The sequence below is a fragment of the Mesorhizobium sp. WSM4841 genome (genome assembly GCF_055811515.1).
The window spans coordinates 95,201-120,786 of the sequence record NZ_JBVVQC010000010.1; the positions used below are offsets into that span (position 1 = coordinate 95,201).

Annotated in this window: 27 protein-coding genes; 15 read left to right on the forward strand and 12 right to left on the reverse strand. The window is 63.8% G+C overall.

From position 1 onward, the window contains the following. Positions 1–27: 27 nt before the first annotated feature. The 6 genes from AC0L14_RS14640 to AC0L14_RS14665 all read left to right on the forward strand — a co-directional run bounded on the left by AC0L14_RS14640 (position 28) and on the right by AC0L14_RS14665 (position 6,860). Positions 28–897 carry an outer membrane protein assembly factor BamD gene (locus tag AC0L14_RS14640; RefSeq protein ID WP_123152109.1) on the forward strand — a complete coding sequence of 290 codons (870 nt, stop codon included), beginning with the start codon at positions 28–30 and terminating at the stop codon, positions 895–897. Between the two features lie 13 nt (positions 898–910). After that, positions 911–2,581 carry a DNA repair protein RecN gene (gene recN / locus AC0L14_RS14645; RefSeq protein ID WP_473485254.1) on the forward strand — a complete coding sequence of 557 codons (1,671 nt, stop codon included), beginning with the start codon at positions 911–913 and terminating at the stop codon, positions 2,579–2,581. Between the two features lie 214 nt (positions 2,582–2,795). Beyond that, positions 2,796–4,946, forward strand: a complete 2,151-nt coding sequence (ligA, locus tag AC0L14_RS14650; RefSeq protein WP_473485255.1) for an NAD-dependent DNA ligase LigA — start codon at positions 2,796–2,798, stop codon at positions 4,944–4,946. Further along, positions 4,943–5,629 (forward strand): DUF2461 domain-containing protein, encoded by a 687-nt coding sequence (locus tag AC0L14_RS14655; protein ID WP_473485256.1) that lies wholly within the window; start codon positions 4,943–4,945, stop codon positions 5,627–5,629. The genes ligA and AC0L14_RS14655 overlap by 4 nt, the downstream gene beginning before the upstream one ends. A 209-nt stretch (positions 5,630–5,838) precedes the next feature. Next, positions 5,839–6,567 carry an AzlC family ABC transporter permease gene (locus AC0L14_RS14660; protein WP_473485257.1) on the forward strand — a complete coding sequence of 243 codons (729 nt, stop codon included), beginning with the start codon at positions 5,839–5,841 and terminating at the stop codon, positions 6,565–6,567. Next, a complete protein-coding gene (locus AC0L14_RS14665) occupies positions 6,564–6,860 on the forward strand; it encodes an AzlD family protein (RefSeq protein ID WP_077383210.1) in 297 nt (98 codons plus the stop codon). Before AC0L14_RS14660 ends, AC0L14_RS14665 begins: the two co-directional genes overlap by 4 nt. A 24-nt stretch (positions 6,861–6,884) precedes the next feature. Here the strand turns inward: AC0L14_RS14665 and AC0L14_RS14670 are convergent, their stop codons facing one another. The 6 genes from AC0L14_RS14670 to AC0L14_RS14695 all read right to left on the reverse strand — a co-directional run bounded on the left by AC0L14_RS14670 (position 6,885) and on the right by AC0L14_RS14695 (position 11,537). After that, entirely contained in the window at positions 6,885–8,024 is a 1,140-nt protein-coding gene (locus tag AC0L14_RS14670; RefSeq protein ID WP_473485258.1) for a DUF1501 domain-containing protein, read from the reverse strand. Positions 8,025–8,029: 5 nt separating this feature from the next. Then, positions 8,030–9,400 carry a DUF1800 domain-containing protein gene (locus tag AC0L14_RS14675; protein ID WP_473749942.1) on the reverse strand — a complete coding sequence of 457 codons (1,371 nt, stop codon included), beginning with the start codon at positions 9,398–9,400 and terminating at the stop codon, positions 8,030–8,032. A 71-nt stretch (positions 9,401–9,471) separates the two neighbouring features. Then, a complete protein-coding gene (locus AC0L14_RS14680; protein WP_473485260.1) occupies positions 9,472–9,939 on the reverse strand; it encodes a periplasmic heavy metal sensor in 468 nt (155 codons plus the stop codon). Further along, positions 9,936–10,340 (reverse strand): hypothetical protein, encoded by a 405-nt coding sequence (locus AC0L14_RS14685; RefSeq protein WP_473749943.1) that lies wholly within the window; start codon positions 10,338–10,340, stop codon positions 9,936–9,938. The genes AC0L14_RS14680 and AC0L14_RS14685 overlap by 4 nt, the downstream gene beginning before the upstream one ends. Beyond that, positions 10,337–10,885 carry an RNA polymerase sigma factor gene (locus tag AC0L14_RS14690; RefSeq protein WP_473485262.1) on the reverse strand — a complete coding sequence of 183 codons (549 nt, stop codon included), beginning with the start codon at positions 10,883–10,885 and terminating at the stop codon, positions 10,337–10,339. Before AC0L14_RS14690 ends, AC0L14_RS14685 begins: the two co-directional genes overlap by 4 nt. 205 nt (positions 10,886–11,090) lie before the next feature. Further along, positions 11,091–11,537, reverse strand: coding sequence for a cupin domain-containing protein (locus AC0L14_RS14695; protein ID WP_473526593.1), 447 nt, complete (start codon positions 11,535–11,537; stop codon positions 11,091–11,093). 163 nt (positions 11,538–11,700) lie between these two features. On the opposite strand from AC0L14_RS14695, the gene AC0L14_RS14700 reads away from it, so the two are divergent. Beyond that, a complete protein-coding gene (locus tag AC0L14_RS14700) occupies positions 11,701–13,215 on the forward strand; it encodes a winged helix-turn-helix domain-containing tetratricopeptide repeat protein (RefSeq protein WP_473526675.1) in 1,515 nt (504 codons plus the stop codon). Between the two features lie 31 nt (positions 13,216–13,246). Here the strand turns inward: AC0L14_RS14700 and AC0L14_RS14705 are convergent, their stop codons facing one another. Continuing rightward, positions 13,247–15,091, reverse strand: a complete 1,845-nt coding sequence (locus tag AC0L14_RS14705; protein WP_473485389.1) for an aminopeptidase P family protein — start codon at positions 15,089–15,091, stop codon at positions 13,247–13,249. Between the two features lie 381 nt (positions 15,092–15,472). Between AC0L14_RS14705 and AC0L14_RS14710 the strand changes: the two genes are divergently transcribed. Next, positions 15,473–15,658, forward strand: a complete 186-nt coding sequence (locus AC0L14_RS14710) for a hypothetical protein (protein WP_029351430.1) — start codon at positions 15,473–15,475, stop codon at positions 15,656–15,658. A 35-nt stretch (positions 15,659–15,693) separates the two neighbouring features. On the opposite strand, the gene AC0L14_RS14715 is transcribed toward AC0L14_RS14710, so the two are convergent. Both AC0L14_RS14715 and AC0L14_RS14720 read right to left on the reverse strand, forming a co-directional pair. Next, the gene (locus AC0L14_RS14715; protein WP_473485390.1) at positions 15,694–16,566 is read right to left on the reverse strand and encodes a 50S ribosomal protein L11 methyltransferase; all 873 of its coding nucleotides are present in this window, start codon (positions 16,564–16,566) and stop codon (positions 15,694–15,696) included. A gap of 86 nt (positions 16,567–16,652) precedes the next feature. Next, complete coding sequence (locus AC0L14_RS14720) at positions 16,653–17,231, reverse strand: SCO family protein (protein WP_473485264.1); 579 nt, start codon at positions 17,229–17,231, stop codon at positions 16,653–16,655. 203 nt (positions 17,232–17,434) lie between these two features. On the opposite strand from AC0L14_RS14720, the gene AC0L14_RS14725 reads away from it, so the two are divergent. The 3 genes from AC0L14_RS14725 to AC0L14_RS14735 all read left to right on the forward strand — a co-directional run bounded on the left by AC0L14_RS14725 (position 17,435) and on the right by AC0L14_RS14735 (position 19,147). Beyond that, on the forward strand, positions 17,435–17,923 hold the full coding sequence (locus tag AC0L14_RS14725) for a CreA family protein (RefSeq protein WP_473485265.1): 489 nt from the start codon (positions 17,435–17,437) through the stop codon (positions 17,921–17,923). A gap of 70 nt (positions 17,924–17,993) precedes the next feature. Continuing rightward, positions 17,994–18,635, forward strand: a complete 642-nt coding sequence (locus AC0L14_RS14730) for a DapH/DapD/GlmU-related protein (protein WP_473485266.1) — start codon at positions 17,994–17,996, stop codon at positions 18,633–18,635. 83 nt (positions 18,636–18,718) lie between these two features. Continuing rightward, positions 18,719–19,147 carry a low affinity iron permease family protein gene (locus AC0L14_RS14735; RefSeq protein ID WP_473485267.1) on the forward strand — a complete coding sequence of 143 codons (429 nt, stop codon included), beginning with the start codon at positions 18,719–18,721 and terminating at the stop codon, positions 19,145–19,147. A 3-nt stretch (positions 19,148–19,150) separates the two neighbouring features. On the opposite strand, the gene AC0L14_RS14740 is transcribed toward AC0L14_RS14735, so the two are convergent. After that, positions 19,151–20,017, reverse strand: a complete 867-nt coding sequence (locus AC0L14_RS14740) for an SDR family NAD(P)-dependent oxidoreductase (RefSeq protein ID WP_473749944.1) — start codon at positions 20,015–20,017, stop codon at positions 19,151–19,153. Positions 20,018–20,152: 135 nt separating this feature from the next. On the opposite strand from AC0L14_RS14740, the gene AC0L14_RS14745 reads away from it, so the two are divergent. Next, positions 20,153–20,434, forward strand: coding sequence for a hypothetical protein (locus AC0L14_RS14745; protein WP_029351415.1), 282 nt, complete (start codon positions 20,153–20,155; stop codon positions 20,432–20,434). 6 nt (positions 20,435–20,440) lie between these two features. Here the strand turns inward: AC0L14_RS14745 and AC0L14_RS14750 are convergent, their stop codons facing one another. Continuing rightward, a complete protein-coding gene (locus tag AC0L14_RS14750) occupies positions 20,441–21,016 on the reverse strand; it encodes a TMEM175 family protein (protein WP_473749945.1) in 576 nt (191 codons plus the stop codon). A gap of 272 nt (positions 21,017–21,288) precedes the next feature. Continuing rightward, entirely contained in the window at positions 21,289–22,314 is a 1,026-nt protein-coding gene (locus AC0L14_RS14755) for a LacI family DNA-binding transcriptional regulator (RefSeq protein ID WP_473636681.1), read from the reverse strand. A 197-nt stretch (positions 22,315–22,511) separates the two neighbouring features. On the opposite strand from AC0L14_RS14755, the gene AC0L14_RS14760 reads away from it, so the two are divergent. The 3 genes from AC0L14_RS14760 (at position 22,512) to AC0L14_RS14770 (ending at position 25,567) form a co-directional block, all read left to right on the forward strand. Then, positions 22,512–23,543, forward strand: a complete 1,032-nt coding sequence (locus tag AC0L14_RS14760; protein WP_473749946.1) for a Gfo/Idh/MocA family protein — start codon at positions 22,512–22,514, stop codon at positions 23,541–23,543. A gap of 2 nt (positions 23,544–23,545) precedes the next feature. Then, a complete protein-coding gene (locus AC0L14_RS14765) occupies positions 23,546–24,451 on the forward strand; it encodes a sugar phosphate isomerase/epimerase family protein (RefSeq protein WP_473749947.1) in 906 nt (301 codons plus the stop codon). A gap of 102 nt (positions 24,452–24,553) precedes the next feature. Continuing rightward, complete coding sequence (locus AC0L14_RS14770) at positions 24,554–25,567, forward strand: substrate-binding domain-containing protein (RefSeq protein WP_473485273.1); 1,014 nt, start codon at positions 24,554–24,556, stop codon at positions 25,565–25,567. Positions 25,568–25,586 lie beyond the last annotated feature (19 nt).

Below are 25,586 nucleotides of genomic sequence, written 5' to 3' on the forward strand. Positions count from 1 at the left end.
ATGACGCCGAAAGGGCGGAATCCAATCATGTTCTTCAAGCGAATTGGTCAATCGAAAGCGCCGCATCGGGCTGTTTTCCTGGCGCTTTCGGTGGTTGTTCCATCGCTGTTCCTGTCGGCCTGCATGTCGTCCGAGAAGGATGTCGACCTGTCGACCTATGTCGAGCAGACCGAGCCGGCCGACGTTCTCTACAATCAGGGTCTCGCCAATCTGAATGCCGGGCGCCTGCAGGAGGCGAGCCGCAAATTCAGTGCGGTCGACCGCCAGCATCCCTATTCCGAATACGCCCGCAAATCGATGGTGATGGGCGCCTTTGCCGACTATCGCCAGGGCAACTATACCGAGGCGATCGGTTCGGCCAAGCGCTATCTCACGCTTTATCCGTCGACCGATGACGCGGCCTATGCCCAGTACATCATCGGGCTCAGCTATTACCGGCAAATCAGGGATGTCACCCAGGACCAGAAGGAAGCGCGTCAGACCGTGCAGACGATGCAGGAGCTGGTGACGCGCTGGCCCGATTCCGAATATGTCGACGACGCCAAGGAAAAGATCCGCTTCGCCAACGACCAGCTCGCCGGCAAGGAGATGCAGATCGGCCGCTACTATCTCGAGCGCCGTGAATATATCGCCGCCGTCAAGCGGTTCCGCCTCGTGGTGGAGACCTATTCCAACACGCGTCATGTCGAGGAAGCGCTCGCGCGCCTTACCGAAACCTATTATGCGATGGGGCTGACATCGGAAGCGCAGACTGCCGCGGCTGTGCTCGGCACCAACTATCCCGACAGCGTGTGGTACAAGGATTCCTACAAGCTCCTGCAGACTGGTGGGCTCGAGCCGCGCGAGAATGCCGGCTCGTGGATCGCCAAGGCCGGGAAGCTGATCACCGGCGCCTGAGCGGCGCGCCACCATGCTTTCCAGGCTGTCGATCCGCGATATCGTTCTGATCGAGAAGCTGGACATCGATTTCTCGTCCGGTCTTTCAGTGCTGACCGGCGAAACCGGCGCTGGAAAATCCATCCTGCTCGACGCGCTGTCGCTGGCGCTTGGCGCGCGCGGTGACGCCTCGCTGGTGCGGCATGGCGCGGCACAGGGCCAGGTCATCGCGGTGTTCGACGTGCCGCGCAACCATCCTGCCCGCATACTGCTTGCCGACAACGCCATCGAGGACGATGGCGACATCATCCTGCGGCGCGTGCAGACGGCGGACGGCCGCACCCGCGTCTTCGTCAACGACCAGCCTTCCAGCGTGACGCTGATGCGCGACGTCGGTCACGCGCTTGTCGAGATCCACGGCCAGCATGACGAGCGTGCCCTGGTCGATCCCGGCGCCCATCGCGAATTGCTGGACAGTTTTGGCGGTCATCTCGGCGCTGTGCGGGCGACTGGCGAGGCATGGCGGTACTGGCGGGCCTGCGAGCAGGAATTTTTGCGGCACCGCGCCAAGGTGGAGGCGGCCGCCCGCGAGGCCGACTATCTGCGCGCCGCGGTCGCCGAATTGACGAAGCTCGACCCCCAGCCGGGCGAGGAAGCCGACCTTGCCGAATTGCGCGCCTCTATGATGCGGGCGGAAAAGATCGCCTCGGAAATCCATGACGCGCAAGATGTGCTCTCGGGACCGTCCTCGCCCCTGCCGCAACTCGCCAGCCTGTTGCGGCGACTGCAGCGCAAGGTGGCCGATGCGCCCGGCCTGCTCGACGAGCTGGTCAAATCGCTCGATGAGGCGATGCTGTCGCTCGACGCGGCGCAATCGGGCGTGGAAGCGGCACTTCGCGCCACCGAATACGATCCGCGGCGGCTGGAACAAGCCGAGGAGCGGCTGTTTTCGCTGCGCGCCGCCTCACGCAAGCACAGTGTGGCGGTCGACGATCTGGCGCAATTGCGCGACACGATGGCCGCCGATCTCGCCGATCTCGACGCCGGCGAGGAGCGCCTGCACGGGCTGGAGAAGCAAGCCGCCGCCGCGCGTGAGACCTACGACATTTCCGCGGCACAGCTTTCGTCGCTTCGCCATGCGGCGGCGGTCGGATTGACCAGGGCGGTGATGGCCGAACTGCCGGCGCTAAAGCTCGAACGGGCCGCGTTCATCGTCGAGATGGCAAGTGAGGCCGAGAGCCGCATGGAAGACGGCATCGACCAGGTCGAGTTCTGGGTGCGCACCAATCCCGGCACAAGACCGGGCCCGATGATGAAGGTCGCCTCCGGTGGCGAGCTTTCGCGGTTCCTGCTGGCGCTGAAGGTGGCGCTGGCCGACCGCGGCTCGGCGCCGACCTTGGTCTTCGATGAAATCGACACCGGCGTTGGCGGCGCGGTGGCGGACGCCATCGGCCAAAGGCTGGCGCGGCTGTCGAAGCGCGTGCAGGTGCTTTCGGTTACGCACGCGCCGCAAGTGGCGGCACGCGCGGCGACGCATTTCCTGATCTCCAAATCCGGCGGCGCCGATCGTGTTGCCACCGGCATCGCCGAGATGGACCGCGCGGCACGCCAGGAAGAGATCGCGCGGATGCTGGCCGGGGCGACCATCACCGACGAGGCGCGTGCGGCGGCCGAGCGACTGCTTCGCGAAAATACCGCAGCATAGCAGAGCTTATGCTTGGCGTTGTGGATCGAGTCAGGATGTGGCTCCATCCTGCTGTTCAGGAATGATTTTCCCAAAATCCTGATCTATTGTGGCGCGCCACCGCTGAAGCGCCGCGCGGTCTCTCGGACGCGCAAGGGACGCTGAAGCAATTTGATTTTGCGCATGACCCCGAAAATCGTTCCGGTCTTCGGGGTCATGCGTCGAGGAGCCGTGCATGTCCGATAAACCAGTCGATTCGCTCAGTGAAAGTGAAGCAGCCAGCGAGCTGAAGCGGCTGGCCGAGGACATTGCCGCTCACGACCAGCGTTACCATGCCGAGGACGCGCCGACGATTTCGGACGCGGCCTACGACGCGCTGCGGCGGCGCAACCTCGCCATCGAGCAGCGGTTTCCCGCCCTTGTGCGCGAGGATTCGCCCTCTCGGAAAGTCGGCGCGGCGGTCTCGGAAAAATTCCGCAAGATCGTCCATGCCATCCCGATGCTGTCGCTCGACAACGCCTTTGCCGATGCGGATGTGATCGATTTCGTCGGCCGCATTCGCCGCTTCCTCAGGCTCGGCGCCGACGCGCCGCTGGCCATGACGGCCGAGCCGAAGATCGACGGCCTGTCGCTGTCGCTGCGCTACGAGGCCGGACGGCTGGTGACGGCAGCAACGCGTGGCAACGGTCAGGTCGGCGAGGATGTGACGGCCAACGCCCGCACCATCGCCGAGATTCCCAATGTGCTTTCGGGGGATTTCCCCGAAGTATTGGAAGTGCGGGGCGAGGTCTATATGCGCCTCACCGATTTCGCCGAACTCAATCGCCGCAATGCCGAGGCCGGAAAGCAGGTTTTTGCCAATCCGCGCAACTCGGCAGCAGGCTCCTTGCGCCAACTCGACACGTCGATCACCGCCAGCCGGCCGCTGCGGTTTTTTGCCTATACCTGGGGCGCGGTGAGTGCCATGCCCGCCGACACGCAGATGGGCATGGTGGCGGCGTTCGAGCGTTTCGGCTTCAGGGTCAATCCGCTGATGAAGCTGTTCGACAGCGTCGAGGGGCTGCTCGAACAATACCGGCTGATCGAATCCAACCGGGCGACGCTCGGCTACGACATCGACGGCGTCGTCTACAAGGTGAACAGCCTCGAGCTGCAGCAGCGGCTGGGCTTCGTCTCACGCTCGCCGCGCTGGGCGATCGCGCACAAATTCCCGGCCGAGAAGGCGACGACGATCCTGACCGGCATCGACATCCAGGTCGGCCGCACCGGCGCGCTGACCCCGGTGGCGCGGCTGGTGCCGGTGACGGTCGGCGGCGTCGTGGTGACCAACGCAACGCTGCACAATGAGGACTACATCAAAGGCATCGGCAATAACGGCCAGCCGATCCGCGAAGGCCGCGACATTCGCATCGGCGACACGGTGAGCATCCAGCGTGCCGGCGATGTCATCCCGCAGGTCATCGACGTGGTCTTGGAGAAGCGGCCGCCCGACAGTATGCCATATGCTTTCCCAGTGCTTTGCCCGGCCTGCGGCAGCCACGCCGTGCGCGAGGAGGGTGAAGCCGTCAGGCGCTGCACCGGCGGATTGATATGCCCTGCGCAAGCAGTGGAGCGTCTGCGTCATTTCGTGTCTCGAGGTGCTTTTGATATCGAGGGGCTCGGTGAGAAGCAGATTGAGTTCTTCTTCCATGCCGAGGATCCGTCGCTGCGCATCTATTCGCCGGCCGACATCTTCACCCTGAAGGCACGGCAGGCAGCATCATTGACCAAGCTCGAGAATGTCGACGGTTTCGGCGCGACCTCGGTACGCAAGCTGTTCGCGGCAATCGACGATCGGCGGCAGGTCGAGTTCTCGCGCTTCCTCCATGCGCTCGGCATCCGCCACATCGGCGAGACCAATGCCAAGCGGCTGGCCCGCCATTTCCTTTCCTTTGCCGCTTTCCGCGAAGCCGGGCAAAACGCCGTCATGCCGGCCGGCAAGGGTGACCCTGGAAACGCTGCCTGGCAGGAGTTGAACGGCATCAACGGCATCGGCTCGATCGTTGCCGAAGCGGTGGTCGATTTCTTCGCCGAAGACCATAACCGGCAGGCGCTCGATGCATTGCTGGCGGAAGTCACAGTGCTCGACGAGGAGCCGGTCGGTGGCGTGTCGTCGCCGGTCTCCGGCAAGACGGTGGTCTTCACCGGTGCGCTGGAGAAGATGTCGCGCGACGAGGCCAAGGCGATGGCCGAAAAGCTCGGCGCCAAGGTCGCCGGCTCGGTGTCGAAGAAGACCGATCTCGTCGTTGCCGGACCAGGTGCCGGCTCCAAGCTCAAGCTCGCCAACGAGCTCGGCATCGAAGTGATCGACGAGGATGCGTGGCTGGCGCGGATCGGCAAGTCGTGACGGTGGCATTTAACGGGTTCGGCCAAAAGGCCATTCCTTTCCTCAAGGCACTCGATTTTCATCAGAGCCGGGAGTGGTTTCTGGAAAATCGCGACCTCTTCGAACGCGAGCTGCGCGACCCCTTCGGCGATCTGGTCGAAACGCTGTCCGAGCGTTTCGCGGCAGCGGGGCTGGGTTTGCGCGGCGATCGCAAGAAGTCGCTGTTCCGGATCAATCGCGACGTGCGTTTCTCCAAGGACAAAAGTCCTTACAACCGGCATCTGTCGGCGATTCTCTCACCCGACGGCACCAAGATGGAGCAGGGCGTGTTCTTCGTTTACATTGGGCTCGACCGCTGCTTTGCCGGCGTTGCCTGGTGGCAGCCCGGGCCGGAGCTGCTCCTGGCGATGCGCCGGGCTATTGCGACGCGGCCGGGTGAATTCCGGGCGCTGATCAAGGCGCTGAAGCAAAATCGTCTCGAACTCGATGCGGAAGGTTGCATGAAGCGAGCGCCACGCGGCTTCGAGCATGTCACGGACGCCGATCTCGCCGCGGCCATCCGCAACCGGCATTTCGCCGTCCGGCACGAAATCGACCCTGCTGGAATCCATGGGCCGGCCTTGGTCGACGAGCTTGTCGATTTCGCCTTGCGGGCAAGACCGCTGCTCGACTGGGGCAGGGCGATCGAAGGCCAGGTCGAGTAGACTGGCTGCGTTCCAGCGATCATTTCCGCTGATCATTGGCTCAAGCGAATTGGTGTGACAAGGCTGGCGGCGCTCCCTACATACGGCCTTTCCCCCCGCATCGGCCCGAAAATCGGGATCGATTTTCGGATGGCCCGATGCGTGGATTCAAAGTGTTAGAGCGTCCTTTGCTCGTCCAAAAGGACGAGCGGCGCTCTAAGGAGTGGCTGATGTCGGCGGAAGCAATCTCCGAAAACCGCGCAAAAAGCGATTTCTGGCAAGGCGTGCGGCTCAGCTTGCCCGTCGTGGTGGCGGCGGCGCCGTTTGGACTGCTGTTCGGGGCGCTTGCCGTCGACAACGGTTTTTCGGTGCTGGAAGCCTTCCTGATGAGCGCCATGGTTTTCGGCGGCGCCAGCCAGATGGTCGGCATCGAATTGTTCGGGCAGCATGTCGCGCCATGGCTGATCGTGCTGTCGATCTTCGCCGTGAATTTCCGCCATGTGCTCTACTCGGCGGGTATCGGCCGGCGCATCGCGCACTGGCCGCTTATGCAGCAGGCCGTCGGCTATTTCATTCTGACCGATCCGCAGTTCGCGGTGGCCGAGCGCAAGGCAGAGGCCGGCGAAACGGTCGGCTTCGCCTGGTATATGGGACTTGGTCTGCCGGTCTACGTGTTCTGGGTGACCGAAAGCGCGCTTGGCGCGGTGTTCGGCAAGCTCATTCCTAACACACATGCGCTGGGCATCGACTTCCTGCTGCCGATCTATTTTCTCGGACTGGTCATGAGCTTTCGCAAACGGCCCCTATGGCTGCCGGTGGTCGTCGCCAGTGCTGCTGCCTCCATCATCGCCTACAAGACGGTAGGCTCGCCCTGGCACGTCTCCATTGGCGCCGTGGCCGGCGTGCTGCTCGCAGTCATCCTGCCGCCGCACCACAGTGGTGTGGAGGCGCGGCCATGAGCACAACCTTGTGGATCATCATCGCCGGTGCGATTGCGACCTATCTGACCCGCATCGGCGGCCATCTGGTGATCTCGCGCTTCGAAAACATCCATCCGCGCGTCGAGGCCGGGCTGAACGCCGTGCCTGCCGCGGTGTTGACGACGCTGGTGGCGCCCGCGGCGCTTGGCGCCGGGCCGGCGGAATGGGCGGCATTGATCGTCGCCGGGCTGGTCTCGCTGCGCGGCGGGCTTATGGCGATGTTTTTGGCCGGCGCCGCTGTGCTGGTCCTCGCCCGCCAGTTCGTCGGGTAACCGGACCGGCTGAGTACGCCAGTCCTACTTGCGCACGATGTCGGAGATCGCGGGGTCGAATCGACCTCCTGCAAAGAGCGTGCGCATCGTCTCTTCCGGATCGAGACCAAACGTTTCGGCGGCCGTCACCGCAATCAGCGCGTCGAGGTCGAGCGTCGGTGCGAGGTCGCGTCCTTGGTAGAGCGCACCGGTAGACAGTCCCGGCCAGTCGGCCAGCACCCGCCCGCCATTCACCGCTCCGCCAGCGATCATCGCGGCCGATGCCGTACCGTGGTCGGTGCCGCCAGTGCCGTTGACGGCGACAGTGCGGCCAAACTCAGTGGCGACCAGCACGGTCGTATCCTTCCAGATATCGCCGAGCCCAACGTGCAACGCATCGATGAGCGCGTCGAGCGCTCTGAGCTGGTTGGCCAGCCTGCCTTGCTGGCCGCTATGCGTGTCCCAGCCGCTGGTTTCGATCATGGCAACGCGCGGTCCGTCGGCCTTGGAGAGGAAGCCCGCAGCGGTGCGGCCGACGCTCGCTGCGTCCTTGCGCTGCGAGTTCACCGCGCCCAGCGCCCGTGTCTCAATCGCGCTGCTCCACAGCGTATGCAGCTGTTCGTCGGCGTCATAGAGCTTGCCGACGCGCATCATCAGGTCGTCCGGCGCTTCTGGCAGGGCGGTTGGCGCATAGGAGGTGACGTCCGCCTGGCCTCGCAGCGCTAGCGGGATGGTCGGTGCAAAAGCGATCGCTTCGCTGCGAGACTTCGGCAGCATGCCGACCAGCCGGTTCAGCCAACCGTCCTGGCGCTCATAGGGCGAGGTGCCGCCGCTTTCGAGCACATTTTGACCGTCGAAATGCGAGCGCTCGCGATAGGGCGAAGCGACCGCCTGGACGAACAGTGCCTGCTTGTCCTGATGCAGCTTGCGGAGCCGGGTGAGCGAAGGATGCAGGCCAAACGTACCGTCGAGCTTTATCGGATTGTCGATTGCCAATGAGCCGCGCAGTGTGCGGTAGGCGGGGTCGGCATAGGGAATGATCGTGTTCAGCCCGTCCGCGGCGCCGCGCTGGATGATGAAAACGAAGCGGCGGTCGGTTTCCACAGTGGCGAAGACGATGTGCGGCGCGATCAGCATCGAGCCGAGGCCGACGCCGGCGAGAGTGAGGAATTGACGGCGTTTCATCTTGGTCATCTCCTCTGGAAATCGGGCGACACGAGCAGCAGCGCGATGCCGGTGCGCCGGCTCTCGGCGCGGTCGACTTCGGCCATCGTCAGCTCGCTGAGTGAGCCGGCAAAGAGTTTTTGCGCGAGATCTCGCGGATCGATGTCGCCACTCTGTGCGGCGAGGCGCTGCGCCGCCTCGACCCGGCGGACCAGTGCGTCGGGTGCCGCCCAGCTCCCGCCAACGTCGTCATAGCCGGCCGGCGAACGCGGCCGCCATACCGGTTGGCCGAGCTGGTTGAGCAGTTGCGCCAGGCGCGGCTTGCCGATGTCGCTGCGGCCCAGGCCGCGCAGCGCCGAGATCGTCCATTCCCACGGCGTCTTGAACTTCGCCGCCGCCGGTTGCCAGGCCTCTGGACTGTCGATGAGCGCGCGGTAGACGGCGACGAGATCGCCGTTCGACCGGCGAAAGGCTTCGGCGAGCCGTGTCACGACCGCTGCCGGCGGCTCGTCGGCGATGAAGTGGCGCGCCAGCTTGGCGGCGATATGCGTTGCGGTCGCCTCGACCGCCGCGAGGTCGCCGAGCACGGCGAGCGCCTGTTTGTCCCCGCCCTGGTCGTAGGTCTTGCCCATGATCGTGCGTTGGCCTGGCTCGTGCAGCCCGGGTCGAAAGGTGAAGGTGCCGGCCTGGCCCCGCCCTCTGGCGCGTCCGGTGCTGAAACCGGTCAGCGCCAGCGCGAATTCGGTCACGTCGGCCTGGCTGTAGCCGGAGCGTGCACCGAGTGTGTGCAGTTCCATGATTTCGCGGGCCAGGTTCTCGTTGATGCCGGGTTTGCGCTTGGCGTTGCGTTTTGCTGCGCGGTTGGCAAATCTCGAGTTGGGACCGATCGAGCGCACCTGGTCGAGATAGAACAGCATCGCCGGGTGGCGCTCGGCGGCGAGTAGCATATCTTCGAAGCGGCCGAGCACATGCGGGCGGATCGCCTCGCGCTCGAAGGCGCCGGCGATCAGGGTCACCTGCGGTTTCTCCGCCGAGATGGCGAAATGGTTCGACCAGAAATGCACGAGCCGCTCGATGAAGGGCGTCGACGTTTCGAGCGCCGCGCGTGCCCGCATGTCGACCTCGTCGCGATAGAGCGCTTGAGCCTCCTGGCGCGCCGCCTTGCGGGCGGCCATCTTTGCGGCCCCCTCGGCGTCCTTGGCCTCGAGCATCGCCTCGACGTAGCCGTCACCGAGTGTGGCCGAGTCCTGCGCGCCGAAAAAGACGGCTGGGTTTGCATCGTAGTCTTCGAACTGCGCTATCAACCAGGATTTCGGGTCGGCCGGTGTCTCGTCTTCGGGCCGGGCGCCCAGGCCGAAGCGGTTGAGCGCAACCGCGACCTCGCTCGGACGTGCCAATCGTGCCTCCGTCAGCATTGCTTCAGAGGCTTCAACGCGGCAGTGACCGGAATCCGTCGCTCTTTCCAGCTCTATTTTTCGTCCGCTCGGCGCAGCATGTTGCTGCGGCCGCGCAGGCCGTCGACAAGCCGCGCCCTGTCGGCTGGCGTCAGTGTCGTCGCGAAGCTCACGATTGCCTGTTCGAGCCGGCCGCGCAGCGCCATATCGGCTTGCCGGACCGAGGCGAGCGTCTCACTGACAGCCGCTGCGTCGATCGGCTCGGCCTTGATCAGGCGCGCGACCTGCTCGCGGCCGGTCCGAGCCGCTTCGATGTCGGCAGCCGACTGGCGCCGCGCCTCGGCGAGCGCTTGGCGGAACGCCTTGCGCTGCTCGGGCGACAGGCCGGCCGCGGCGAAGCGCAGGCCGCGCTGGTCGCCCACCCCGTCGCGCTGCCCCTCGCGCGTCTGCCACATATAGCCAGCGCCGGCAGTGGCGCCGAGCACGAAGATGTTCAGCGCCAGCGAGACGGCAAGCAGGATCCTGATGCTGCGTTCGCTCATTGCACGTCCCCCTGCATGTCGCCGAATGCGGTCAGCGCATAGGCGCCGCCATCGTCAGGGGCGCTGTTGAGCGACAACAGCACGGCGACTGTCAGCACACCGGCCAGCGCGCCCGCCAGTCCGATGCCGGCCAATCCGGCACACCGCCAGATGAGCCGTGTGCGGCGCCACAGCGCAGGCGGCGCCGTGGCGATGATCCTTCGCGCGACCGCGCCGTCCGGAGCTGCGACGCGATGGCGCGACAGCAGATCGTCGAGCTCCGCCGCCGGTGCAAGTGCGACTTCGGCTTGAGTCGGATTGGCGGCGATGAAGTCCAGCGCCGCCGCCCGCTCGTTTTCAGGCCAGCGCTGCGGCGACCCGCCATAGGCGGCAACGAGCTCGGAAAACCTCTCTGGAGTCATGTCATTTCGTCCCTGTCTCGTCCGAGCCTGGAGCGCAACTGCCGCCGCGCCCGCGACAAGAGGCTTTCCAATGCCGCGATGCTGATCCCCATGACCTCTGCCGCATCGCTGTTCGAAAGCTCCTGATAATACTGCAGCACGATCGCCTCGCGCTGGCGCTCCGGCAGCTCGGCCAGCGCGCGCCGCACCTGGTGCTGATCGTCGGCCGCGAGCATATCCGCTTCCGCGCCCGGGCGTTCGTCGGGGCGATCGGGAAGCTCCGCCACCGGCGTCTCCCGCCGCCTGCGCAGCCGGTCGTAGCAGAGATTGAGTGCGACGCGATGCAGCCACGTGTCGAACTTCGCCTCGCCGGCGCGCCAGCCCGGAGCCGCCTGCCAGATGCGCAAGAAGGTCTCCTGCGCGACGTCCTCCGCCTCGCCGCGGTCGCCCAGCATTCGGGTGGCGAGACGGATCAGCCGCGGCAGCTTGCGCTCGACCATGGCTTCCACCGCAGCCGCATTGTTTTGCGCGATCAGCGCCAGAAGCCGCTCGTCGGTCTCGCCCACGCTCTGCCTTCTCGTTCCACCACGCCAGACCTTCTGCCGACACAACCGTCATCCTGCACCCGCTATGTGCCTTCAACGAGTTTCAACGCGAAATCCGTCGGCGACCCGTGCTTGGCGTGATAGACAAGGCTCCGGTCTGGCGGCACACCATTGGCGGAATGTTCGGTTGAAGGGCGCCCCACCAATCATTCCTGGAAGGTCGCCTCTACGGTATCCTCCCGTCCATCTCCGGGAACAGGACGACGCTTTCCTGAGCGGTCGGTTCGTTGCGGGCGCCAATAAAAATGGCCGGCGCGCTTGCCCGGTTCACGGCGACGTGGAGCACGTTGGCGGGAATATAGAGATAGTCGCCGGGATGCACGACGTCCCGAAATTGCAGTTCGTCCCCGCTCCACATCTCCAGCTCGTCTCCGCTCAGCATATAAAATGCTGTTTCGTGACGTGCGTGGACGTGGGCCTTGGTCCGCTTCCCCGGAGGCATCGTGACGACGCCCAGCCAAAGCGCCTTCGCGCCGACGGTCTCAGCACTTATTCCCGGCAGATAGTCCGACCCCTGTTCGGCCCGATAAGCCTCGCCAGCCCCGACGATTACAGCTTTTCTGTCGCTGGGCGCCACACTGTCCGCTCCTGACGGTTGCTTCAACATCGTCATTTCGACCTCCATTTGTGTTAGTCTATACGAAGAACGGCCAAGATGACCGCACGTCCGGCCGGAGTCCTAAAAAGGGAGGCGAAAAGTTCCGAATTCTTCCGAAGCCGGTAAGCGGAATGTCGCAGCGCCGCGATGCTTAGCGTTCGGCCCGTTCGTGCTCGACATGCTGCGCGGGGGGCTTGTCCGCGAGGGCCGGCCGGTTGCGCTCGGGCACAAAGGCTTGTCGTTGCTTCAAGCCCTGCTGGAGGCACCGGCTCAAGTGCTGAGCAAGACGGCGCTTATGGAAGCGGCTTGGCCCGATGCCGTTGTCGAAGAAAGCAATCTCTCTGTGCAGATTGCAGCCCTGCGCAAGCTGCTCGGGCCACAGCCAGACGGCAGCGAGTGGATCGCCACGGTTCCCCGCACCGGATATCGTTTCGCCGGCAGCGTCCGTGTGCTGGACGCCGCTGCAGACGGCGCGCTGCCAAGTTCCGGCCAGCCGGCGGGACTCTCCGAAAGACCGTCCATCGCGGTCTTGCCGTTCGCCAATGTCAGCGGCGACGGGGAACAGGCCTATCTGGCTGACGGCATCACGGAGGACATCATCACAGCGCTGACGAGGTTCCGCTGGTTCCGGGTGATCGGCCGCAATTCCAGCTTCGTCTACAAGGACAAGCCAGTCGACTCCAAACAGGTGGCCCGCGAGCTTGGCGTCCGTTATGTGCTGGAAGGCAGCGTGCGCCGGTCCGGCCAGCATATTCGGGTCTCGACGCAATTGGTCGATGCGGCCTCGGCCAATCAGATCTGGGCCGAACGATACGAGACGGAAATGACGGAGGCATTCGCCGTCCAGGATGCCATAGCCGAGCGGGTGGCCGGCGCGATCGAGCCCGAACTTCTCAAGACGGAATCGCTTCCAGCCACTGCACGCAGCAGCGGAAATGCGACGGCCTGGGACCTGGTGCGGCAAGGTACCTGGCATTTCCACCACGTCGGCCGTCAAACTCACTTGAGTGCCCGCAAGCTGTTCCGGGAGGCATGCAGGCTCGATCCTGAACTCGCAGAGGCCCATCTCTGGCTCGGCCGGGTGAGCGCCGGCATCGTCGCTTACGGCTGGAGCGACAAACCGGAACAGGATATCCGGGAGGGCCTGGATGCAGCCTTGAAGGCGGTTCGGCTCGACGAGAAGAATCCCTATTCGCACTACGCGCTGGCCATCTGCAGCATTTACGCCAATGCACCGGAACAGGCCGTTCTTGCCGCGGAAAAGGCGATCGAAATCAGCCCAAGCTTCGCCCTTGGTCATCTGGTGTTGGGGATGGGACAGTTTTTTCGTGGCAGCGCATCCGAAGCGATAGCGCCGCTCGAACAAGGCCTTATGTTGAATCCTTACGATCCTCAGAACTTCGTCTGGTTCAATGTTCTGGCGCTCGCCTACTTGTTTGCAGGACAGGCAAACGAGGCTCTTGCCGCAGCCATCAAGGCGCGCAAGATCGCTCCCGCATGGCGGCCCACTCACGAAACTCTCGCCTGCTGCTACGTTTCGCTCGGCCGCTTGCCGGAGGCTGGATCTTGCGTTGAGCTGATGCGGGAAATGGAAAACCCTTCAGGCGATGCCTTGGCGCCGCTCAGGCTGCGCAATCCACATTGGGCAGATGAGATGGCGCATCTGTTGAAGAAAGCCGGTTGGCAGCGATAACGCTACATGCCATTCCCGGCCTTGCCAAAAATCAGGATTTCTGGTCGTGCGGCAGTGGTGCGGTTGCCTTTTCCAGCCAGGCCAGCGTCTCGCCTTCGAGCATCGGTCCGAGCTCGGCCAGCACGCGTTCGTGGTATGTGTCGAGCCAATGGAGCTCGTCGCGCGTCAAAAGGTCGGATCGCACCAGCCTGGTGTCGATCGGCGCCAGCGTCAGTGTCTCGAAGCTGTGCATGGCAATGTCGCCGCCCTCTATCTGCTCGGCTGGTGTGACCAGAATGAGGTTCTCGATGCGGATGCCGTAAGAGCCTTCCTTGTAGTAGCCCGGCTCGTTGGAGACGATCATGCCTGCCAGTAGCTTTTCGGTGCCGGTCCTTGCGATGCGCTGCGGGCCCTCGTGCACGGCCAGATAGGAGCCGACGCCGTGGCCGGTGCCATGGGCGAAATCGCAGCCATGTTTCCACAGAGCCAGGCGCGCCACGGCATCGATCTCGGAGCCGCGCGTGCCCGGGGGAAAGCGCAGCATGGAAATACCGATCATGCCCTTCAGCACCAGCGTGAAGCGTTCGCGCATTTCCTCGGTCGGTGTGCCGATCGGCACGGTGCGGGTGATGTCGGTGGTGCCGTCCTGATACTGTCCGCCTGAATCGAGCAGGAACAACTCGCCAGACTGAAGCTTTCGGCTGGTGGCGTGGGAAACGCGGTAGTGCATGATGGCGCCGTTCGGGCCAGCGCCCGAGATGGTGTCGAAGGACACGTCGCGCAGCGGCATTTGCGTTTCCTCGCCGGTGCTGCGGCGGCACTCCTCGAGCTTGGTGACGACCGCGATCTCGTCGAGCTTGCCGGGTTCCTGGCGGTCGAGCCAGCAAAGCAGCTTGGCCACCGCGGCGCCATCGCGGCGATGCGCGGCGCGGGCGCCGTTGATCTCGGCCTGGTTTTTCGTCGCGCGTGGAATGCGGGCAGGATCGGGTGCAGTGATGACGGTGCCGCCATTATCCTCGACCAGCATCCTGAGCTTCTCCGCCGCCAGCACCGGATCCAGCGCGACCTTCGCGCCGCCCTTGGCCAATCCTGCGATCGCCGCTTCGAATTCACTGGGTTCGTGCAATTCGGCGAGCTGCGTCAGATAGGCCGCGACGGTGCGCGAAAACTTGCGTTGGTCCATGAAAAGGAGATGCGACCCATCGGCGGCGAGCACGGCGAAGCCGAGTGCCAGCGGCGTGTGCGGCACGTCGCCGCCGCGGATGTCGAAGGCCCAGGCGATGGAGGACGGGTCGGTCAGCACGGCATGGGTGGCGCCGTCCTTGCCGATGGCCTCGGCCAGCCGTGCCAGCTTATCCTTGGCCAGTTCGCCGGCAAAGGCGATCGGATGGAGCTCGACCGGCGCCAGCGGCGGTTCGGGCTGGTCCTTCCAGATGACGTCGATTGGATTCTTCTCGAGCGGCACCAAAACCGCCCCCGATTTTTCGGCCGAAGCTTTCAGCGCTTTCACGTCGCCGATCGTCTGCAGCCACGGATCGAAGCCAAGCCGCACGCCCTTGCCGAGATTGTCCTTGATCCAGGTGGCGGGCGGATTGTCGACCAGGCTTTCGATCGAGAAGATGTCGAGATCGACCTCCTGGCGCACCTGCAGCGTGTAGCGCCCGTCGACGAACATGACGGCGCGGTCGCCGGCCACGATGGCGACGCCGGCCGAACCGCTGAAGCCAGTCAGCCATTTCAGCCGCGCCGAGCGGTCGGCGACATATTCGCCCTGATGCTCGTCGGCACGAGGCACGATGAGGCCATCCAAGCCGTTGGCCGCCAGCCATTGACGCAGCAGCGCCACACGCGGCTTGGCGACAGCGGGGTCGCCGGCGGAATCAAAGGTCTGGAACATCATGGCCTCTCTTTGGGTGCTGGATGTGAGCGGCGGACTTTCAAGTCGAACCGTGCCGCCGCTCACATCTAGCTTTTTGTTTGAGCATCGGGTTTTCCCAAAACCGGTTTCCACTTTTGGGTCCGATGCTCTAGCGCGACCGTAGCGCATGACCCTGAAAATCGGAATCGACTTTTGCTGGGCGGATCTTCGGTTCGGAGAAAATCAGCGCAAGATCAAAGTGCTACAGCGTCAGGCGCCTGACAATCGGCGGGATTTGGTCCAGCAGCATCGCTTTTGCGCATAGACGCCATGCAGAATCAGCGATTTTCAAACAGGTCAGCAGAGCTTACCTTTTTGACGTGGAGGAAAGAGTCTTATTGCCCTGCAAAGGAGACCATCATGTCCACGATTTCAGCCAGACGCGGATTTTTCAGAAGTGCTGTGAACGCTCTCATCGAAGCACGCCAGCGCGAAGCGAGCCGCTATGTGAGCGGCGTTCTGCTTGGCTTTGACGACGAAACGCTGAAAGCGAACGGCTACGATCGCGAAGAACTGAAGAAGGCGGCAAGGTCGCGCTACGTCTGAGCGAATTTATGGCTGGCGTTTGAAGGCGCTGCGCGTCACCGCTTGAGGTGGATTGTCACCCAGCCCTCGCGATGCAACGTCCTGACATGGCGGAACTGCTGGCCGACATAGGCCGAGATCACCGCGTCGCGCTGCCGGTCGAGGATGCCTGACAGCACGATCGAGCCGCCCAAAGCGATATGCCTGGCCATTTCGGGCGCCAGCCGCATCAGCGGCCGCGCCAGTATGTTGGCGACGATGAGGTCGAAGGGGCCGCGCGCGGCAAAGATCGGATGGTGGAAGCCCGGCGCCGTCACCGTTTCGACGAGCGCCTTGACGTGATTGAGCCGCGCATTGGCGGCGGCGACTTTTGTGGCGACCGGATCGATGTCGGTCGCCAGCACCGGGATATGGGCGAGCTTGGCCAGCGCGATGGCCAGCACCGCGCTGCCGGTGCCGAGGTCGAGCGCGTTGCGCGGGCGCTCGCGCCGCACGACCTGTTCCAGCATTTCAAGACAGCCGGCGGTGGTGCCGTGATGACCGGTGCCGAAGGCGAGGCCCGCCTCGATCTCGATGGCGAGTTCGCCGCTGTGGCGCTTCCTGCGGTCATGCGCGCCGTGGACGAAGAAACGGCCGGCGCGTACCGGCTTCAGTCCCTCCAGCGAACGCGTCACCCAGTCGATATCTGGCACGGGCTCGCGCGCAATCGGCCTCGACAAGGCAAGCCCGGCAAGGATCTCTTCCACGCGCGCCTCGACGGCGTCGACATCGCCGTCAGCATAGAGCGACACTTCCTGGATGTCGCGATCCTCATCGACTTCGAGGATGGCAATCGGCAGACCCTCGTCCTCGAAGGCCGTTTCGAACGCCGCGAAGATACGGTCGGCCTCGATCTTTCCAGTGGTGAAATAAAGCCGCGTTTGGGTCATCAAACGATGTTTTTGTTTGAGCATGATCTTTTCCGAAAACCGGTCTCACTTTTCGCTGTCGCGGACCTTCGGTTCGGGATCATGCTCTAACCTTCCGCCGCCAGCCGCTTGAGCTTGGCGATGGCGGTGTCCGGGCTTTCACCGTAGGCGATGGTGCCGGCGAAATCGCCCCTGGCGTTGAGCAGCAGCACCGAAGCGGTGTGGTCCATCGTGTAGTCGCCGTTGCCCGTATCGACCTTCTTCGAATAGATGCCGAAGGATTTGGCCATGGCGTGGACCTTGTCCGGGTCACCGGTGATACCGAGGATGCGGTCGGAGAAATTGCTGATATAGGCTTTCAAGACGTCGGGCGTGTCGCGCTCCGGGTCGACCGTTACGAAATAGGCGCGCAGGTTCTTGCCATCGCCCCCCATCGTCTTCAGCCAGCCGGCCAGTTCGAACAGCGTGGTCGGGCAGACTTCCGGGCAATGGGTGAAGCCGAAGAAGACGACGCTGGGGTGGCCGCGAAACTCAGCCTCGGTGATCGGGGCGCCCTTCTGGTCGACCAGCGTGAACGGCGCGCCGAACGGCTCGCCGCCATAATGCCCGCGGTACCAGTCGAAGGTGAGCCAGCCGATGCCCGCCGCCATCAGGACGAGAATGCCGACCAGAATTGAACGCATCATCAATTGGTGTCCATTGCGATTTTCATTGGCGCCGTATCGGCGCCCTGGAGCTTGTTGGGCGAACACTCTTAACGGTTAGATCTCGCGCGCGCAAAGATGTCGCGTTGCCGCAACCGGCATTCCTGTCAAAAAATGATCCGCTTGCAAAGCGCCGCCGCCCGTCCCACCTGAGGTCGGCAAAACTCGAACCGCAGGAGGCTTCCTTGCGAAAACTGATCGGCGGCGCTTTGGCCGCATGCCTTGTCATCGGTGCTGGTGCGGCTGTCTCCCAGGAGGTCGGCAAGGTCGGCGTCGACTGGCTCGGCAACGACATCATCGTCGAGGCGATCAAGGACCCGAAGGTCGAAGGCGTGACCTGCCACGTCTCCTATTTCGACCGCGGCGTGATCGATCGCCTGCAAAAGGGCAACTGGTTCGAGGACCCGTCCGATTCCTCGATCTCGTGCCGCCAGACCGGGCCGATCACCATCAGCGACATCGACATGAGCGAGGCCGGCGAGGAGGTATTCAAGCAGGGCATCAGCCTGATCTGGAAGAAGCAGGTGGTGAACCGCATCTACGACAAGACCAATGAGACCCTGATCTATCTGTCGCACTCGCGCCAGGTGCAGGACGGTTCGGCGAAAATGTCGGTCACCACCGTGCCGCTTTACGGCCAGAACGTGGTGTGGACCAACGGCAAGCCGAAATAGGCTCTGGTAACAGGTGACGGACGATTGGTCCCGCTTGCGGGACCAATCGCTCGGGCGTAAAGCCGCCGGCATGGACCGTCCCGAAAACCTTGTCCTGAAAGACCCCGAGCCGCGCATCCACCCGACCGCGGAATTGAAGGCGTGCAAGCTTGGACGCTACGCCTCGATCGGCGAGCGGGTCATCTTGCGTGAAGTCATAGTGGGTGATTTCTCTTATTTCGAGCGCCACGCCGAGGCGATCTACACGACCATCGGCAAGTTCTGTTCGATCGCCGCCAACAGCCGCATCAACGCGCTGGAGCATCCGATTGAGCGGCTGACCCAGCACAAGCTCAGCTACCGCCCGAACGAGTATTTTCGCTGGCTGGGCGTCGACGCCGGATTTCGGGAACGACGGCGGGCAAAGGCCGTCAGTATCGGCCACGACGTCTGGATCGGCCATGGCGCGGTGATCATGCCTGATGTGACCATTGGCAATGGCGCGATCGTCGGCGCCAACGCTGTGGTGACGCGCGACGTAGCTGCTTATGCGATTGTCGCCGGCGTTCCGGCCAGGCAATTGCGCCAACGCTTCGCGGCGGACATCGCCGCGCGGATCGAAAGCCTAGCCTGGTGGGACTGGCCGCCCGAGAAACTGGCCAAGGCAGTCCCCGACATGCAGGCAATGCCGATCGAGGCCTTCCTCGACCGCTGGGAAAACGAAATATCCTGATTTGGCAGGCGCGTGCACGGCTATGTCCGTGAAATCCCTCCTTGCAAGGGAACCCGGAGCGGTTGCCGGTTGTTTCTCTTGCCATGATCGAGAAGCTTTTCACCAAGATCGCCACCTACGTTGCCCATCTTGCCGGTTTGCCGACGACATTCGCCGTCTGTTTTCTGATCATCGTTGCCTGGGCGATAAGCGGGCCGTTGTTCGGCTTTTCGGATACGTGGCAACTCGTCATCAATACCGGCACGACGATCGTCACCTTCCTGATGGTGTTCCTCATCCAGAACACCCAGAACCGCGATGGCACGGCGATTCAGACGAAACTCGACGAGTTGATCCGGGTCGGCAAAGCCCACAATACTTTTATCGGCATCGAGCACCTGACCGAATCCGAGGTCGAGGAGATCCGCAAAAAATGTGAACAAGCGGCGAAACGGCATGACCAGAAGATCGCCGATGCGGCGGTCAAGAAAGCCGCTGCGCAAAAGCGCGGCTCGAACACACATGCGGCGTGAGCGTCAGCTTTCCATGAACGCCGCGAAAGGCTCCTTGTAATCCGGATGCCAGCGCGACAGAGCAGGGCGGTTCTCGATGATGTCGCCGATCGCCCAGGCCATGCGCTTTTCGTCCATAGGCCGTGTCGCCTCGTTGTCGGGGCACAGGATGTAGAAGTCGCCACGCACCAGCGAGGCCAGCATGAAGTCGATCACCTGCTCGCCTGTCCAGGCGCCGGCGGGCTTTTCGGTTGCACCTTCGGTCAGGCCGGTAAAAGTGAACCCCGGGATGAGCAGATGCGCGGCGATGTTGGCACCCGGCTCGTTGCGCAACGCATGTGCCAGGCCTTCGGTGAAGGTCTTCACGCCTGATTTGGAGACGTTGTAGGCAAGGTTGCCGGGCGGCGTGGTGATGCCTTGCTTGGAGCCGGTGTTGACGATCAGGCCCGGCCTTCCGGTCGCCAGCATGCGGGGTGTGAAGGCCTCGACGCCATGGACGACGCCCCAGAAATTGATGTCCAGCAGTCGCTTCCAGGCGTCGCGGTTCTCCCAGGGTTTGCCGGGATTGTTGCCGACGCCGGCATTGTTCATCAACAGCGATACGCCGCCGAAGGCATCGAACGCCTTTTCGGCCAGCCGGTCGAGCTCGTCGGCTTTCGAGACGTCGGTGGCGACCGCGAGTACCGCGCTGTCGCCGGCAATCGTTGCAACGGCGCCGGCAGCCTCATCGAGCCGCGCGCCGCCAATATCGGCCAGCACGATTTTCAGGCCCATCGCCGCCAGCCGCTTGGCCGCGGCAAGGCCGATGCCGCTGGCGCCGCCGGTGATGACGGCCGCGTTGCCGGAGGCAAGGGCAGGCAAAGCGCTCTGGATTTCGGCATCGGTGGTCATGGCTATAGCGTCCTCGTTTCAAGTTGCGCCGAACTTAGCGCGGCGAGGGGCTCGCGCAAGCCCGCTTTGGCATCCTTGGGTTGACCACATCGGCAGGCGCTGCGCATGCTGTCCACGTAAGAAGGAGATTACCGATTGACCGACTGGATCGAGATCCTGAAAGAACAGACCGCCACCGGCGACCAGATGAGCCGCGAGGTGCCGCAAATGCTTGCCAATCCTGACATCAGCGAAGCGCAAGTGAAGACGCTGTTTTCGGCGCTCGAAAAGCAAGCGGAATTCGTCGAGAAGCTGCGCATGGCGCTGGAGAAATTTGGCCATGATTTTTCGGTGATCAAGGCGGCCGAGCGGCTCGAGGAGCGCTATGCCGATCTTGCGGCCTCCGTGGCGGAGAAGCTGAAAGCAATGCGGGGCTAGGCAGACCTATTTTTCGACCAGCCGTTCGAACCGCCTGTCCGGTACGAACCAGATCATGGCAACCAGCACATAGAGCGCGACGCCGATCCATTGATTGACGAAGGTCAGCGGAATGGCGGCGATATAAAGGACCAACGAGATCTTTTCCTTGCGGTCGGTGCCTACCGCTCTGGCGAAGGCAGTGTCGTTGCCATGCAGCCGGTGCAGCATGACGACTAGAATGAAGTAGGCGGCCGCGCAAAGCGCCAGGACAACACCGTAAACGGCGACAGGCACCGGCGCGAAATGGTTTTCGCCCATGAAGGCGGTGGTGACGGGCATCAGCGACAGCCAGAACAGCAGATGCAAATTCGCCCACAGCACGCGGCCATCCACCCACTGCACGGTGTGGAACATGTGGTGCAAATTGTTCCAGTAGATGCCGACATAGATGAAGGACAGCACGTAGCTGAAAAACGTGGGCCATAGAGGTGCCAGCACGGAAAACTCCGCGCCATGCGGCACCTTCAACTCGAGCACCATGATGGTGATGATGATGGCGATGACGCCATCGGTAAATGCCTCGACTCGTCCCTTGCCCATGGATTTCCTCCACTGCGCCTGGCTCATCCTAGGCGATCGAAGTGGCTGGAGGGAAGGCCTGGGCGCTGTCGTTCAGCCGTTCGGCGTCTCGCCGGTGGCCGGTCTGTCTTCGATCATGTGCAGGGTGGGCCAGCGGCCGAAGCGGTGATAGGCGGCTGCCAGCGCGAGCGAGGTGATCGAGCCGACCGGAAAGCTCCACCATAACGCTTCCTCGCCGATAACAAGAAGAGCGGCCGATCAACAACAAGAGGGGAAGGTGAGTGCGGCCATCATCAATCGCTGTCGCGTGCGATCAGCTCCAGCGGCCAGACCTCACGGATGATCCGCGCGCCTTCGGTGCCGGCAAAGGCCGGGATCGACGCCAGCAACATTTCGGCCAGCCGCCGTCCCATCGGCTCCAGGGGAGGGCGGAAGCCGGTCAGCGCCGGTGAAAAATAGCGGCACAGCGGCGTGTCGACGATGACGATCACCGCAATGTCGTGACCGGGCTTGATGCCCATCTCGGCCAGCGCCTTGCAGCCGCCGAGTGCCATCGCGTCATTATTGAAGATGATCGCGGTCGGCGGGTCCTTGGAGCGCATCACCTCAGGCGTCACTTCGTATCCGCCGGCCTCGTTGATGAAGCCGTCCGCGATCAGCCCGGGGTCGACCTCGATATCGTGCCGCCGTAAGGCCTTGCGATAGCCGGCCAGGAACAGATAGCCGAAATTGAGGTTAAGAGACGGGCGGATGGCGGCGATGCGGCGATGGCCGCGCGCCACCAGGCGGTCGACCGCGTCGGCCCCGGCTTTTTCGAAATCGAGGTCGAGCGACGGATAGGAGTTGCCGCCAGAGCGGCTGCGGCCGAGCGTCGCGAACGGGAATCCGACCCTGGTCAGGTAATCGATGCGCTCGTCCTCGCGACGCGTCCAGGCCAGCACCACCGCATCGGCCCGGCGCGTCTCGACCACCCGGCGCAGGCGCTCCTGCTGGTAGTCGCCCGGCGCGCCCATCACCACGATCAGGTCGAGCCCGCTTTCGGCGAGTTTCGCCTGCAGCCCGGTCAGGAACGGAATGAAGAACGGCTCGCCATATTGCTCGTCGCCCGGGTGCGGCTGCAGCATGAAGGCGATCGAGTGGGTGGCGCCGCGCCGCAGGCTGCGGCCGGACTGGTTCGGCGAATAGTTCAGCTTTGCCGCGGCATCGAGAACGCGCTGGCGCGTGTCGGCATTGACGTCGGCGCGCCCGTTGAGCGCGCGCGACACGGTGCCGATCGAAATGTTCAGGTGACGCGCAAGGTCGTGAATGCTGGACGCCAAAGGACAGTTCTCCCCTTTCTTGGCTATCACCGGCCGCTCTTCAGGCCAAGGTGATCAAGGTGATTTTCGCGAGCGGCCAATTGACATTCTACGCCTTCGGGTGTGTTCTCGTAAACGTTTACGGAAAAACGTTTACGGTCACGCCGTGAATGCCGTGACGATCGGTCTGGAGGGGCCGAGCGGAGGAGGAGCGCTGGATGATGAATGTCGTCCTGGTCGGCTGCGGAGCGATGAGCAAGCACTGGCTCGATGCGGCGAGGCAGATCGACGGGTTGGCTATTGTCGGCCTTGTCGACCTCGACGCCGACAGGGCGAAGGTAAGGGCGCGCGAATATGACCTTGCCGGCGTCATCGTCGGAACCAATCTTGACGCTGTCCTCGACCAGACCAAACCCGACGCAGTGTTCGACGTCGTGGTTCCGGTGGCCCGGCGCGAGGTTGCGCTCTCCGCGTTTGCCCATCATTGCCACCTCCTGACGGAGAAGCCGCTGGCTGACAGCCCGGACAACGCGCGTGCCATCGTCGAGGCTGCCCGACGCGCCAAGCGCGTGCACGCCGTCGTCCAGAACCGCCGCTATGTCGCCAGCGTCAGGCGCATCAGGCGTTTTCTCGATTCCGGCGCCATCGGTGCGCCAACCAGCATCCACGCCGAATTCTTCGTCGCGCCGCATTTCGGCGGGTTTCGCGAGGAGATGCGCCATGTCCTGCTGCTCGACATGGCGATCCACACTTTCGACGCCGCCCGCTACATGGTCGGTGGCGAGCCGGCCAGCGTCTATTGCCAGGAATGGGAGCCGGTCAATTCCTGGTACCGGCAGGGATCGTCGGCCTCCGCAATCTTCGAGCTCGGCGGCGGCAAGCTGTTCACCTATTCCGGCTCCTGGTGCGCCGGCGGGTTCCGCACCAGTTGGGAGAGCACATGGCGCATCGTCGCCGAGCACGGCAGCCTGGTCTGGGACGGTGAGGATGATGGGCTGAGGGCGGAAGTCGCGCGGCCTATCCGTGAAGGCCTGTTCGATCGCACAGAGCCGTTCGCCGTGCCGCCGCTCGATCCGAGAGATCGCATCGGCGGCCATCTCGGCATCATCCAGGATTTTGTGCGCGCCGTCGAAACCGGCACCGAGCCGGAGACGCGCGGCGCCGACAACATCAAAAGCCTGGCCATGGTCTTCGGCGCGATCGAAAGCGCCGAAACCGGGCGCCGGGTCGCGATCGCACAGGAAGGGTGACAATGCCAAACCCGCTTCTCGACATCAGGATCGGTACCATGGTGCGGGCCAATCTCGATGACCCGGCCGCCTATATCAAGGCGATCCTGCCGCTCGGCTTCGAGAGCATCCAGCCCTTCTTCTGGCAGACGCTGGGCGGCAAGGATCTTCCACGGCTGGCCGGCCAGATCCGCGAGGCGATCGGCGACGCCGACGTCGTCGTCTCCTCGCTCGGCGTCTTCGGCAATCCGCTGGAAAGCGGCGAATCCGATCGCGGCGTGCTCGAGGCTTGGGAAACAATCATCGACCATGCGCATCTGTTCGGCACCTCGATGGTCAGCGGCTTCACCGGCCGCCTCCGCGGCAAGCCGCTGCCCGACAGCCTGCCGCGCTTCCGCGAGGTCTGGGGACCACTGGCTCGGCGCGCCGCCGACAAGGGCGTGCGCATCGCCTTCGAGAATTGCGCGATGGACGGCAACTGGGCTGATGGAGACTGGAACATCGCCCACAATCCGGACGCCTGGGAGCTGATGTTCAACGAATTGCCCGATGACAATCTCGGCCTGGAATGGGAGCCCTGCCACCAGCTCGTCTATCTGATCGATCCGATCCCGCAGATCCGCAAATGGGCGCCGCGCATCTTCCATGTCCACGGCAAGGACGCGACGGTGCGCTGGGACGTGATCCGCGAGCATGGCGTGTTCGGCCGGCTGCCGTTCGTGCAAATGCGCACGCCTGGCTTCGGCGACAGCGACTGGACGCGAGTGATCGGCGAGTTGCGGCTGGCCGGCTACAAGGGCGCCATCGACATCGAGGGCTGGCACGACCCGGTCTATCGCGGCGACCTCGAGATTACAGGGCAGGTGCGGGCGCTGGATTACCTCAAGCAATGCCGAGGAGGGGCGACGTATCTGCCGAACCCGGCGTGAGGATGGCCGGCGCGAGGAGCCGGCCAGCGAAGCATTGCGGCGAGAAGCCGAAGCATTCGTCGAAAACCCTCGGCTTGCGAGGGAACAAAGGGAGGAACGTGCATGAGCATCACGATGAGAAGGACAGTTCTGCGTTCGACCGTCCTGGCGGCCGCCACGGCGCTCGCCGCCGCAATCTCCACCTTGCCTGCCCAGGCGCTCGATGCCCAGTGGTGCAAGGACGTCCACATCCGCTTCTTCGTCGGCGGCGCCGAGGGCGACGCCTTCGGCACCATCGTCTACAATGGCGCCAAGCAGGCCGAGGCCGATCTTGGGCCAAAGGTCGACTACATCTTTTCCCAGTGGGATGTCGAGAAGATGGTGCAGCAATTGCGCGAGGCCGTCGCGGTCAAGCCCGGCGGCATCGCCATGATGGGCCACCCGGGCGATGCTTCGATCATGCCGCTGGCCGAACAGGCGCACAAGGACGGCATCAGGATGATGTACCAGAACGTGCCGGTGCCGAAGGTCACGGCAGCGTTCGGCGGCGGCTATGTCGGCGCCCAGCAGGAGCAGCAGGGCCGCGCGCTCGGCGCCGAGGCGTTCAAGCTGGCCGGGCTCAAGGCCGGCGACAAGGCGATCATGATCGGCCCGTTCGAGAACGAGAACCGCGGCGCGCGCGAGCGCGGCACGGTCGCCGCCCTGAAAGAGGCGGGCGTCGAGGTCATCCAGCTCTCCTCGCCGCCGAGCGGCGAATGGGCTTCCGACCCCAATCTGGCCATTCCGGTGATTACCGCAGCACTCCTCAACAACCCCGACGTCAAGGCGGTTGGCTATCCCGGCGGACAGATGCTTGGCAACGTCCCGACTTACATGCAGGCGGCGGGCAGGAAGGCGGGCGATATCTTCAACTTCGGCTTCGACACCAGCCCGCAGATCGTCGAGGGCTTCAAGGGCGGCTGGGTGCAGCTGACGGCCGACCAGCAGCCGTTCCTGCAGGGTTATCTGCCGATCCTCAGCCTCTGCCAGCAGGTGGTGCTGGGCCTAGCGCCAATGAATGTCGACACCGGCGCCGGCTTCGTCACGCCTGAGAATTACGAGATCGTCGCCGAACTCGCCAAGCAGGCGCTGCGCTGACTTTCTAATACGGCATGCC